At 72.2% G+C, this 12,458-nt stretch carries 10 protein-coding genes; 8 read left to right on the plus strand and 2 right to left on the minus strand.

Features of this window, described 5'->3' with window-relative positions:
* The first annotated feature begins 154 nt into the window (after nucleotides 1-154).
* The 7 genes from JEQ17_RS18640 (at nucleotide 155) to JEQ17_RS18670 (ending at nucleotide 8,861) form a co-directional block, all read left to right on the plus strand.
* Nucleotides 155-973: an FHA domain-containing protein gene (locus JEQ17_RS18640; RefSeq protein ID WP_200396296.1), complete on the plus strand. Its 819-nt coding sequence runs from the start codon at nucleotides 155-157 to the stop codon at nucleotides 971-973.
* Nucleotides 970-2,538 (plus strand): serine/threonine protein kinase, encoded by a 1,569-nt coding sequence (locus JEQ17_RS18645; RefSeq protein ID WP_200396297.1) that lies wholly within the window; start codon nucleotides 970-972, stop codon nucleotides 2,536-2,538. Before JEQ17_RS18640 ends, JEQ17_RS18645 begins: the two co-directional genes overlap by 4 nt.
* A gap of 207 nt (nucleotides 2,539-2,745) precedes the next feature.
* A complete protein-coding gene (locus tag JEQ17_RS18650; protein ID WP_200396298.1) occupies nucleotides 2,746-3,498 on the plus strand; it encodes an FHA domain-containing protein in 753 nt (250 codons plus the stop codon).
* Complete coding sequence (locus tag JEQ17_RS18655) at nucleotides 3,495-5,159, plus strand: protein kinase domain-containing protein (protein WP_234048259.1); 1,665 nt, start codon at nucleotides 3,495-3,497, stop codon at nucleotides 5,157-5,159. The genes JEQ17_RS18650 and JEQ17_RS18655 overlap by 4 nt, the downstream gene beginning before the upstream one ends.
* Nucleotides 5,160-5,431: 272 nt before the next feature.
* Nucleotides 5,432-5,908, plus strand: a complete 477-nt coding sequence (locus tag JEQ17_RS18660) for a peptidoglycan-binding domain-containing protein (RefSeq protein ID WP_200396299.1) — start codon at nucleotides 5,432-5,434, stop codon at nucleotides 5,906-5,908.
* Nucleotides 5,909-5,977: 69 nt separating this feature from the next.
* Nucleotides 5,978-6,403 carry a peptidoglycan-binding domain-containing protein gene (locus tag JEQ17_RS18665; RefSeq protein WP_200396300.1) on the plus strand — a complete coding sequence of 142 codons (426 nt, stop codon included), beginning with the start codon at nucleotides 5,978-5,980 and terminating at the stop codon, nucleotides 6,401-6,403.
* Nucleotides 6,404-6,815: 412 nt separating this feature from the next.
* On the plus strand, nucleotides 6,816-8,861 hold the full coding sequence (locus JEQ17_RS18670; RefSeq protein ID WP_200396301.1) for a serine/threonine-protein kinase: 2,046 nt from the start codon (nucleotides 6,816-6,818) through the stop codon (nucleotides 8,859-8,861).
* A 99-nt stretch (nucleotides 8,862-8,960) separates the two neighbouring features.
* Here the strand turns inward: JEQ17_RS18670 and purH are convergent, their stop codons facing one another.
* Nucleotides 8,961-10,532, minus strand: a complete 1,572-nt coding sequence (purH, locus tag JEQ17_RS18675; protein WP_200396302.1) for a bifunctional phosphoribosylaminoimidazolecarboxamide formyltransferase/IMP cyclohydrolase — start codon at nucleotides 10,530-10,532, stop codon at nucleotides 8,961-8,963.
* The gene (gene purN / locus JEQ17_RS18680) at nucleotides 10,529-11,194 is read right to left on the minus strand and encodes a phosphoribosylglycinamide formyltransferase (protein WP_200396303.1); all 666 of its coding nucleotides are present in this window, start codon (nucleotides 11,192-11,194) and stop codon (nucleotides 10,529-10,531) included. Before purN ends, purH begins: the two co-directional genes overlap by 4 nt.
* Before the next feature lie 342 nt (nucleotides 11,195-11,536).
* Between purN and JEQ17_RS18685 the strand changes: the two genes are divergently transcribed.
* On the plus strand, nucleotides 11,537-12,433 hold the full coding sequence (locus tag JEQ17_RS18685; protein ID WP_200396304.1) for an MFS transporter: 897 nt from the start codon (nucleotides 11,537-11,539) through the stop codon (nucleotides 12,431-12,433).
* Nucleotides 12,434-12,458: the final 25 nt, after the last annotated feature.

Genomic DNA, 12,458 nt, shown 5'->3' on the forward strand with positions numbered 1-12,458 from the left:
GGGCTCCGACTCCGGAACGGCACGTTCACGCCATTCACGCCAAGGGCCGTGTTTCACCCCGCTGAGGGGGAACACGGCCCTGCCGCGTCGCCATACCCTGATCCGGTAACCGCGTGCGGGACTGGGAACGGGGAGCGGGACGGGGAGAACGGCCTTGTACAGCATCATCGTGGTACCTCCGCCGACCACGGAGGACGGACACAACGGCACGTACGGCGGCGCGAGCGGTGGCACCAGCGGCGACGCGCACGGCGGCACATACGCCGCGAAACGCACCAGCCCCCAGATCCGGCTCGCGCCCGGCGAGCGGCTGCCCTTCGGGCGTTCCGCGACCGGCAACGGACTTGCAATCGCACACGAAGGCGTTTCCCGGCACGCCGGTGAGATCACCGCGCAGGGCGCCTTCTGGGTACTGAGCAACCTCTCGGCCCGCCAGACGTACGTGGTGGAGAACCCGGAGGGCGCGGGCGAGCACATCAAGGTCGGACCCGGGCGGCTGGACGCACCGGTCCCCTTCGAGTTCTCCCGGATCGTGCTCCCGGCGGCGGGCGACCTGCTGCCCATCGAGGTGTGGGCACCCCGCCACGACTATCTGCGCTCGCCCGGGGGCCTGGACGGGGCGACGACCACGCCCGCGTTCTCCGTCGACCGCACCAAGCGGTACTTCGCGGTCCTGGCCGCCCTCTGCGAGCCCCGACTGCGCGGTGAACCGCACGCCCCACTGCCCACGGTCGACCAGGTCGTGGAGCGGCTGCGGCCCCACTGGCCCGCCGCGTCCCGCACCTCGGTCCAGTGGAACATCGACTACCTGGCCGTGAAACTGCGGCTCAAGCCGGGCCCAGACACGGCGGACACGGGCCCGCGCCTCAACGGCAAGAAGGAGTCCCTGGTCTCCCTGGCCCTGCGTTTCGATCTCGTACGGGAGGACGACCTGCTCGTTCTGACGGAGCCGGCGAGCCGGGCGGCGCGGTGACCGAGGCGTACGCGGTCTCGGTGCCCAAGGGGTACCGGGTGGGGGCCTGGGAAGTGCGGGACCCGATCGCCACGGGCGCGTTCGGCAGCGTCTACGAGGCCCGGTGCGCCCACCCGCGCGAGGGCCTGCCGAAGTCGGCCGCGCTGAAGTTCCTGCCCACCGGCACGGGTACGCCCCGGCAGCTGACGCATCTGCGTGAACTCGCCGAGCGCGAGGTCGAGTTGCACCGAAGACTCACGCGCCCGCGGCTGATCCGGATGTACGAGACGCTCACCGTGGACGACCCGGGCCACCCCGAACTCGACGGCGCCACCGTCCTCGTACTGGAACGGGCCGAGGGCTCGCTCGCCGCGCTCCTCGCCCGCTCCCCGCACCCGCCGCACGGACCCGCGCTGCTCGCGCAGACCTGTGAGGGGCTGGCCCAGCTGCACAGCGCCGGCTGGGTGCACGGCGACCTCAAGCCCGCCAACGTCCTGCTGATGAAGGACGGTTCGGCCCGCCTCGCGGACTTCAACATGGCCGCCGAGCTGGAGGGCACCCACGCCTACACCCCCGCCTTCTCCACCCCCGACTACACCCCGCCCGAACTCCTCTGGTCGGAGATCGGCGAACGCGGCCGCCAGATCCGGCCCTCGGCCGACGTCTGGGCCTTCGGTGTCCTCGCCCATCTCGTCCTCACGGACACGTTCCCGCTGCCCGGCGGCACCCCCTCGGCCCGCCGGGACGCCGCGGTCCGGTACGCGCGCGGCACGGACGAGCTGCGGCTGTCCCCTCAACTCCCGGACGGCTGGCGGGAGATCGTGCGGGACTGTCTGGCCCGTACGCACACGGAACGGATCTCCTCGGAGACGCTGCTGCGGCGGGTGGAGGAGGCGGCCGGCACCGGCCCGTCGCCGCGCCTGCCGAGGCTGCGCGCCCGGCGCGGACGCCGCTCGACGCTGGTCCTCGCCGCCGCGGCCGCCACGGTCGCCGTCTCGGGGCTCGCGTACGGCATCACGACCTGGGCGGGCGACGACGCGAGCGGCACCGAGGGGGGCGGGGGCGGCGCTCCCACGCCCGAGAAGGTCGTCCAGGCTTCGTACGGCTCCGGCGAACTCCGTACCGACAAGGGCGTACCGGCCGCCTACCGGCCGCTGATCGTCGACTCCGCGCACGACTGCGTGCAGGAGAAGGTCACCCCGGCGCTCCTCGCCGCCATGCTGAAGGTGGAGAGCGACTTCGACCCGGAGCTGTCCGACCCCGCCAACGACGAGTACGGCATCGCCCGTTGGACCCCGCGCGTGCTGCGCTGGTGGATCCGGTCCGACGGCGTCACCGCCAAGACCATCCCCGAGCCGCCCTTCTCCCCGGCCGAGTCCATCCCCGCCATGAGCAGATACCTGTGCTGGATCGCGCCACGACTCGATCCCAAGCTCGACGGCGACCACCGCGTGCTGATCGCGGCCGCCTACCGGACGTCGTACGAGAAGGTGAACGACGCGGCCGGTGTTCCCCCGAAGTACCGCGACTACGCCGCCCGCGTCGCTCACTACCTCAAGGAGTACACGCCCGCGGAGAAGAAGTGACCCTGAGACCTCCGAGGTACCGCTCGCGGGCGTCCACCCGCAGAGTGGGCGGTATCGGTCCATGGTGAACGCGGCGGTCTCCGGCCCCCTCGGGGGAGGGCCGGAGGCCGCCGTCGCCATGCCCTCCCCCGTCGCGCCGCCGTGACATGTCCCCGGTAACTCGCCCTACTCTGGCCTCCGTTGAGGCAGGAGGAGGGGGACGACTCCATGTACAGCGTCATCGTGGTGCCACCGTGCAGTGGCGGATCCGGCGCCGGATACAACGACCAGATCAGGCTCGCGTCGGGCGAGAGGCTCGCCTTCGGCAGAACCGCGCGGGACGGCGGACTGAGGATCGCCCACGACGGGGTGTCCAGGGTCGCCGGTGAGATCACCGCCCACCGGGCCTTCTGGATTCTCAGCAACCTCAGCGAGGACCAGACCTACGTGGTCGAGAACCCGGAGGGCGCCGGCGAGCACATCAAGGTCGCGCCGGGCCGCCTGGACGCGCCCGTGTCGTTCGAGTTCTCCCGTGTCGTCCTGCCCGCGGCGGGCGAGCTGCTCAGCTTCGACGTGTGGGCGCCGCGCCACAGCTACGGCGCCGCGGCCCGCTCCGGGCTCTCCGGAACCACCACGGCACCGGCGTTCACGCTCGACCGCACGAAGCGGTACTTCGCCGTGCTCACCGCCCTGTGCGAGCCCCGACTGCGCGGCGAGCCGCACGCCCCGCTGCCCACCGTCGACCAGCTCGTGGAGCGCCTGCGGCCCGGCTGGCCCGCCGCGAACCGCTCCTCCGTGTACTGGAACATCGACTACCTGGCGGTCAAACTCCGGCTGCGGCCCGGCCCGGAGGCGGCGGAGCCCGGCCCGCGCCGCTACGGCAAGAAGGAGTCGCTGGTCTCCCTGGCCCTGCGTTTCGACCTGGTACGGGAGGACGACCTGGTCGTTCTCGCGGCCGCCCCGAGCGAGGTGGGCCAGTGACCGCAGGCCCCACCGTCCCCGTCCCGAAGGGCTACCGGGTGGGCCCCTGGGAGGTACGCGAACCCCTCGCCTCCGGCGCGTTCGGGAGCGTCTACGCGGCCAAGTTCACGGGAGACGGCGACGAGGGCGGGGACCGGCCCGCCGGGGCCGGGGAGGGGTCTGCCGGGGCCGGGGAGGGGTCTGCCGGGGCCGGGGAAGGGTCCCCCGGGACCGGGGAGAGGTCCGCCCGGGCCGGGGAGAGGCACCCCGGGGCTGGGGGAAAGTCCCCCGAGCCGGGCGGGGTGTCCCCCGAGGCGGGCGAGAGCCACGCCGAGGCCGGCGCGACGTCCGCCGAGGCCGGTGCGGCGTCCGCCGAGGTCGGCGAGAGGCCCGCCGAGGGGACCGTCGTCGGCCGAGGCGCCGGGCCGCCGCCCCGGTACGCGGCGTTGAAGTTCCTGCCCACCGGCACCCGGACCCCGCGTCAACTCCGGCATCTGCGGGAACTGGCCCACCGGGAGCAGGAGTTGCTGAGCCGGCTGCGCTCGCCGCGGCTGATCCGGATGTACGACGCCCTCACCGTGGACGACCCCGACCACCCCGAACTCGACGGCGCCACCGTCCTCGTACTGGAGCGGGCCGAGGGCTCCATGGCCGCCCTGCTGGACCGCTCGCCGCGCCCGCCGCACGGCCCCGCCCTGCTGGCCCAGGTCTGCGAGGGCCTGCACCAGCTGCACCACGCGGGCTGGGTGCACGGCGACCTCAAGCCCGCCAACGTCCTGCTGATGAAGGACGGTTCGGCCCGCCTCGGCGACTTCAACATGGCGGCGGAGATGGAGGGCACCCATGCGTACGCGCCCGCCTTCGCCACCCCCGACTACACCGCGCCTGAACTCCTCTGGTCCGAGGTCACCGAACGCGGCACGCAGATCCGCCCGAGCGCCGACGTCTGGTCCTTCGGCATACTGGCCCACCTCGTCCTGACCGGCACGTTCCCGCTGCCCGGCGGCACCACGGAGGCCCGCTCCGACGCGGCGGTGCGGTACGCGCGCGGCACCGAGGAACTGCGCCTGTCCCCCGAACTCCCCGCCGTTTGGCGGGAGATCGTCACCGACTGTCTGGCCCGTACGCACGAGGAGCGGGCCGCCCACGACACCGCCTCGCTGCTGCGCCGGGTGGAGCGGGCCGCGGGCGCCTCCCGCTCGGCCCGGCTGCCGAGGCTGCGGCCCCGACGCCGGTGGCGTCCGGCGCTGGTGGGAACCCTCGCGACCGCGGCGCTGATCGTGGCGACGACGGCACTGGTGTACGCGACACGGGACGAGGAGCAGGGTCTGACATACGGATACCACCGCTGCCCGGCCGACTCCGTCTGCTTCTTCAGCGAGCCCAACGGTTCGGGCGAGATGTGCAGTTGGGACGAGGACGACGCGGACTGGCTGTCGGGGGCTGACACCTGCCGGTGGACGCGGGGCCAACCGGTGAAGTCCATCTTCAACAACAGCAGCGACGACGAGAACGGCCTCGGCGCGGTGGCGTACTTCAGGGGCCGCGACTTCACCCCGGTCGGCGCGGACGTCACCCGGAAGAACTCCCGCAACCGCACGGGCTGCACCTCCCAGCGAAACCAGGGAAACCTGGCGGGCACGTACGCCCCGCTGTCCCACAGGTGGATCGCACGCTGCTGACGCTCGGGGAGGGACTGGGCCATCTTCTGTGCGGTGTCCGCCGTCGTCAGCGTCCTGGCCATGTGGACCGGCCTCTTCCCCCTGGGCGCGGGCTGCTCCGCGGCGACCGGCTGACTCGTCGGCACGCCGGCACGCCGGCACCCTTGAGCGCCCCAAGGGCACCGACAGGACCCGTATACCTCGCCGCATACCTGAAACATTCCAGGTTCCCCGGAAGGTCCGCCCCGGCCAGCATGGCCATGGCGAGAACGGACCACCGAATGAGGGGGAACATGAAGACCTTGCACACTCTGCGGGCCAAGGCGGGAATCTCCGCAGCCGCCGTCCTGCTGTCCGGCGTCGGGCTCAGCCTGGCCACCGCCTCGCCTGCCGCCGCCTACGCGGGTTACTGCAACAAGTCGGTGACCAGGAGCAGCGCGCTCGGTTCCGTCAGCTTCGTCTTCGACGCGAAGATCCCCGCCTACAACGGCACCATGGACTGCTACATGAACCAGGGCGCGGACAGCGCGGCCGTCGAGGCACTCCAGACCACGCTGAACGAGTGCTACGGCCGGAGCCTGACCGTCGACGGAATCTTCGGCCCCGCGACCAAGACCGCCCTCGAATACGCGCAGGGCAAGGCGGACATCGGTGTGGACGGCAAGTACGGCACCGAGACGCGTAGGGGCCTCAAGTGGTACTGGGACCAGCGGTACGGCTCCCGCTGGGGCTGCGCCCGGCTGGGAGACGTCATCCACATCGGTGTGTGACGCAGACCGGCCGACAGCGCGTCGGCCGACCGGACGAACGGGGAGACGAGTCGAATGAGGATGTCCAGGATGTCGCGGCCGAAGTCAGGTCTCGTGGCCGGGGCCGTGCTGCTGTCGGGGCTCGGGCTCGGTCTGGCCACCGCTTCACCGGCCGCCGCCTATGACGGCTACTGCAACTCCTACGTGGAGAGGACCAAGACCTTCAGCGGCACCACGCACACCGCCTACATCCCGTCCTACAACAGGAGCACCAACTGCTACATGAACTCGGGTGCGACGAGTTCCGCGGTCGGCGTGCTCCAGCGGTCGTTGAACGTCTGCTACGGCCGGAGTCTGACCATAGACGGAATCTTCGGCCCCGCGACCAAGGCGGCCCTCGAGTACGCGCAGGACAGGGAGGGGATCGGTGTGGACGGCAAGTACGGCAACCAGTCACGCGACCACCTCAAGTGGGAGTTCAGCCACATCGGCTCCCTGAAGTGCGTCCGGCTCTGATCCTGTGGAGAAGTCCCGATCGCTGCGCGCCAAGGCAGGCTGCGCGGTCGGCGTGAGCTGCCGGCCGGCCCGGGAGTGGCCGGTGCCGGTACCTCCGCGCCCGCCTACGGCAGCACGGACAACTGCATCGCCGGACGGGGCGTACGGCACCCATGTGCAGGCGATCCAGAGATCCTTCCGTAGCGTCGACACCACGATGAGGCGAGTTCGCTCGCTTCGTCGTGTACGGCCGCGGTGACCGTCACGGTCACCGCGGCCGGCTGTTTCCGCCCCGGCTTTCCGCAGGTCCGGCTGCCGTGGTCCCAAGAAGCCGCGGGGCGCACGGGGCCCGCGATAGCCTCGTGCCAACTGGGCTGGTGGCACAGCCCTTTGTGAAGGAACGGCTGCGAAAGAACAGCGCATCGGGGGACCCATGCCGGACCAGCGGTCCACGTCTCCGTACTCTCCGGAGTCCGGCGACGCCGCGTTGGAGCAGGCGGGGGCCGGTCGGCTACGGCCGAAGGACCCCGCGCGCATCGGGCCCTACGTGTCCCTCGGGCTGCTCGGCAAGGGCGGGATGGGGCGGGTCTATCTGGCACGGCCCGCCGACGACGGCCCGGGGCTCGCCGCGGTGAAGGTGATCCGGCCCGAGTACGCCGAGGACGCCGACTTCCGGCGGAGGTTCGAGCGGGAAGCCGCCGTGCACGCCCGGGTCAGTACCCCGCACGCACCGCGATTACTGGGCACCGGCTTCCAGGACGAGCTGCTCTGGATGGCCACGCAGTACGTGCCCGGCCTCAACCTTGCGGAGGCCACCCGTGAGTGCGGCGGGCTCGAACCGGCGGGCGTGTGGCGGCTGGTCGGCGAACTCGGGCAGGCCCTCTCCGCGCTGGCCGCCGCCGGGATCGTGCACCGGGACCTCAAGCCGTCGAACGTGATCCTTTCCACGTGGGGCGCCCACGTGATCGACTTCGGCATCTCGCAGGCCGCCGACAGCAGCGCGATCACCACCACCGGGAGCCGGGTCGGCACCCCCGCCTTCATGTCCCCCGAGTACCTCAGGGAAGGCCGCTGCGACACCGCCTCCGACGTGTTCTCGCTCGCGAGCACCCTCGTCTACGCGGCCACGGCACGCGCCCCGTTCGGCGACGGCACCGGTGTGGACGTCATGCACCGTGTCGCCTTCGAGGAACCCAGGTCCGAGATCATGGACGAGCTGGCGGAGACTGATCCCCCGCTGGCCGCGCTGCTCCTGGCCTGCTTGTCCAAGGACCCGGCCGGACGACCCACACCCCGGCAACTGATCGACGCCGCCCCGGCAGATCCCCGTACGGTGTGCAAGCCGCGTGAGCCGGGCGAGCTGCGTGAGCCGGATGAGCCGCGTGCATCGCATGAACCGCATGAGCCGACGTGGCAGGAACCCCTCGGCTCGCTGCTGCTCGCCCGCCGTGCGGCCCACGAAGTGCTGGGGCACGCCTCCGCGGAGCAGCTGGGCCACTTCCGCGCGCCCGCACAGCGCACGGCGTCCCCCGGCCCCGCCCCCGCCCCGCTTCCGGCCTTCGGGCCCCCGCCTGCGACTCCGGTCAGCCCATACGGCGCGGCCACGCCCGCGCCTGCCCCACCTCCCGGCTTCGGCCCGGCCACGGCCACGGCCGACAGCCCGTCGGTAGGCGGACCGTCGGCAGACGGGCCATCGGCAGGCAGCCCGGTCCCCGGCGCTCCACCCGACCCCGCACCCGACCCCGCCCCCGCCCCCGACACCACACCCGCACCCGCACCCACACCCGCCCCGGACACCGCCCGAGGAACGGTCGTAACGCGCCGCAGGAAGCCGTACTTCGTCATCGCCGCGGTGCTGGCCGTGTGCGCCGTCGCTGTGAGCGCCTTCCTGCTCACCCGCCCGGGCACCACCGACACCGCCTCCCCCGCGCCGACCGTCGAACGTACCGCCTCCGAGAAGCGGGAGAACTCTCCGTCGCCCGACTCCTCCGCCTCGGCGTTCCCTTCCCCATCGCGCGAGGAGAAGGACGACAAGGACGGCGGTACCAAGGGCGACGCCCCCGGAACGGGAGGTGAGGGCGAGGGTGACGGCGGTCGGGGCCCCGGGCAGGCCGAGCCCACCCGGACGGCGACCACCGCGGCCGGCGGCAGCGGCGGATCCGGAGAGGGAGACGGCGGCAGCGGAAGCGAACCCGCTCCGAGCAGGACCACGGCCGAACCGGCCACACCCCCGTGGATCTCCCAGTGCACGTACTACTCCGGGACCCAGCTCACGCAGTCCGGCGACAGGGGCCAGCGCGTCGTGCAGGTGCAGTGCATGTTGGACAAGCGCGGCTACAGCGTCGGCGGCTCGGGCGTGGACGGCCAGTTCGGCAGGGACACCACGGCCGCGGTCAAGCTCTTCCAGCGCGACAAGGGGCTGGAGGTCGACGGCCAGGTCGGCCCCAACACCTGGGCCGCGCTGCGCAGTTCGACGTGACATCGCGACACGACGACAACGGCCCGCCGGTGTACTGGGTGTACTACCGGCGGACCGCCCTGCGCGTACGGCTCGGTGATCCCGGCGATCCCGGTGGGCTCAGTGGAAGAAGTGCCGCGTACCCGTGAAGTACATCGTCACGCCCGCCTTCTTCGCGGCCTCGACGACCAGTTCGTCACGGACCGAACCACCGGGCTGGACGACGGCCTTGACGCCGGCGTCGGTGAGGATCTCCAGGCCGTCGGGGAACGGGAAGAAGGCGTCCGAGGCGGCGAAGGAGCCCCGGGCCCGCTCGGCGCCCGCGCGCTCGACGGCGAGCTTGGCGGAGTCGACGCGGTTGACCTGGCCCATGCCGACGCCGACGGAGGCGCCGTCCTTGGCGAGGAGGATCGCGTTGGACTTCACCGCGCGGCAGGCCCGCCAGGCGAAGGCCAGTTCCTCCAGCTCGCCGGGCGACAGGGCGTCGCCGGTCGCCAGGGTCCAGGAGGCAGGGTTGTCGCCGTCGGCCTGGAGGCGGTCGGCGACCTGGAGGAGACGGCCGCCGTCGATCTGCTTGACCTCGACGGAGGCGGCTGGGCCCTGGTGGGCGCGGAGCACGCGGATGTTCTTCTTCTTGGTGAGGGCCTCCAGCGCGCCGTCCTCGTACTCGGGCGCGACGATGACCTCGGTGAAGATCTCGGCGACCTGCTCCGCCATCTCCTTGGAGACGGGACGGTTGACGGCGATCACACCGCCGAACGCGGAGAGCGGGTCGCAGGCGTGCGCCTTGCGGTGCGCCTCGGCGACGTTCGCGCCGATCGCGATGCCGCACGGGTTGGCGTGCTTGATGATCGCGACACAGGGCTCGTCGTGGTCGTACGCGGCACGGCGCGCGGCATCCGTGTCCGTGAAGTTGTTGTACGACATCTCCTTGCCGTGCAGCTGCTCGGCGTCGGCCAGACCGCCCGTGCCGTCGACGTACAGCGCGGCGCCCTGGTGCGGGTTCTCGCCGTAGCGCAGGGTGCTGCGCTTCTCGAAGGTCGAGCCGATGAAGTCGGGGAAGGCGGAGTCGTCGGCGGGCGCGTACGAGCTCGCGAACCAGGAGGCGACGGCGACGTCGTACGCGGCCGTGTGCTGGAACGCCTCGGCCGCGAGCCGCTTGCGGGCGTGCAGGTCGAAGCCGCCGTCGCGGGCGGCGGACAGCACGTCCGTGTACCGCTCGGGGCTGGTGACGACTGCCACGGACGGGTGGTTCTTGGCGGCGGCGCGGACCATCGAGGGGCCGCCGATGTCGATCTGCTCGACGCACTCGTCGGGCGTGGCGCCCGAGGCGACGGTCTCGCGAAACGGGTAGAGGTTCACGACGACCAGCTGGAACGGCTCCACGCCCAGTTCGCCGAGCTGCTGCCGGTGGGACTCCAGACGCAGGTCGGCGAGGATGCCGGCGTGCACGCGCGGGTGCAGCGTCTTGACCCGGCCGTCCAGGCACTCGGGGAAGCCGGTGAGCTCCTCGACCTTGGTGACCGGGACTCCGGCGGCGGCGATCCTCCCGGCGGTGGAGCCGGTGGAGACCAGCTCGACACCGGCAGCGTGCAGGCCGCGGGCGAGCTCTTCAAGACCGGTCTTGTCGTAGACGCTGATGAGCGCGCGGCGGATGACCCGCTTGGTGTCCTGCGTACCTTCGGCGGTCACGGGATAACTACCTTTCGTCCCTCAATGCGATAGCCGTTGCGGGCGAGCCGCCCCACGACATCGACGAGCAGGCTTCGCTCGACTTCCTTGATGCGCTCGTGCAGAGCGCTCTCGTCGTCCTCGTCCCGGATCTCGACCACGCCCTGAGCGATGATCGGGCCGGTGTCGACGCCGTCGTCGACGAAGTGGACGGTGCAACCGGTGACCCTCGCGCCGTACGCGAGGGCGTCGCGAACGCCGTGCGCCCCCGGGAAACTCGGCAGCAGCGCCGGATGGGTGTTCACGGTCCGGCCGCCGAAGCGGGCCAGGAACTCCTTGCCCACGATCTTCATGAACCCGGCCGAGACGACGAGATCCGGCTCGTACGCGCCGGTGGCCTCGGCCAGTGCCCTGTCCCACTCGTCGCGCGTGGCGTGGTCCTTGACCCGGCACACGAAGGTGGGAAGCCCGGCGCGCTCGGCGCGCTCCAGGCCGGCGATGTTGTCGCGGTCCGCGCCGACCGCGACGATCTCGGCTCCGTAGGCGGCCGTCCCCTCCGACGCGATCGCGTCGAGGAGAGCCTGCAGATTCGTACCTGATCCGGAGACCAGCACGACGAGGCGCTTGGCCTTGGCCACGGCGGGGCCCTTTCTCGGGGGTTTTCGGGGTTCCTGGGGGTTCATGGGGTTCTTGGGAGGCGGCTCTCGGGGAGAACGCGTCCGCGGTCGGCGTTTGTACGGTCGTACGAATGCATCGAGCCCCCGGATACGGGGAAGTCTACGAAGCGGCCGACCGTCAGCAACGATACCGGCACACCGAGCGGCCCCCACGGGACGGGGGCGTGGCCGGAAGGTAGCGTCTGGGGAGGATCCGCCCGGGGAACACGGTGCGCACAGGGGAACGCCTTTTGCGCACGGGACGTTGACCAGGGACGGGTACGAACGCTTGGGCGCGAGCCCCGGACACGTAACCAGCTCTGTGGACACGTTGCCGCCAGAGACCATCAAGGGGAAGACGCACACCTGATGCCGGACCGCAGTCTCCGACTCCCTCCACTCCTGCTGCGCGAGCGGCGCCCTTCTCCCACTCCGCCGCGGGAGAGCGACGACGTGCCCGAGGGCGGGCAGGGCTCAGCGGGCGGCCAGGGTTCCGCAGGTGGGCAGGGCTCCTCGGGTGGCCCGGGCGGCTCCGGTGACACGGGCGGCTCCGGGGCGCCCGATTCCGGCCGACGGCCCGAGCCGCCGCAGCCTCCCGCCGACGACAACCCGTTCGCCCCGCCGCCCGAGGGCACGCCCGACCGGCCCTGGCAGCCGCGGCGGCCCGCGGGCGGTCAGGGCGACGGCCAGGACGGCCGGGGCGAGGGCGACAGCTCCCCCTGGGGCAGCCAGTGGAGCGACCGCCAGCCGGGGCCCGCGCAGGGCGGCCGGTTCGGTGACCGGCCCGGTTCCAACGGCGGCGGGCCCGGCGGCGGACAGAACGGCCCCGAGGGGCCCGGCGGCCCGGGGTCCGGCATGCGCTGGGACCCGACGGACCCCGCCCAGCGCCGCGCCCGGTTCGCGCTGCTGTCCGGCATGTGGGCGTTCTTCTTCGCCCTCTTCAGCTGGCCGTACGTGGCGCTGCTACTCGGCGCGCTGGCCATGTACTGGGCGATCAGCGCCCTGCGCAGCAAGCCGCCGCGCGCGCCGGATCCGAACACCCCGGCGCCGCCGTCCTCGGGCTCCAGGCCCCAGACCACGGCGGCGATCAGCGGCCTGGTCACCGCGTCCCTGGCCCTCGCCATGGTCGCGGCCACGTTCACGGCACAGCTCGTGTACAGCGACTACTACACGTGCGTGAACGACTCGCTCACGAACACGGCGAAGAAGTCCTGCGACAAGCTGCTGCCGGAGGAGCTGCGGGGGCTGCTGGGCACGCAGGGCTGAGGGCCCGCGCCGTACGTGCTGCGGT

Origin of the sequence: Streptomyces liliifuscus (genome assembly GCF_016598615.1) — a bacterium.
GTDB lineage: Bacteria > Actinomycetota > Actinomycetes > Streptomycetales > Streptomycetaceae > Streptomyces > Streptomyces liliifuscus.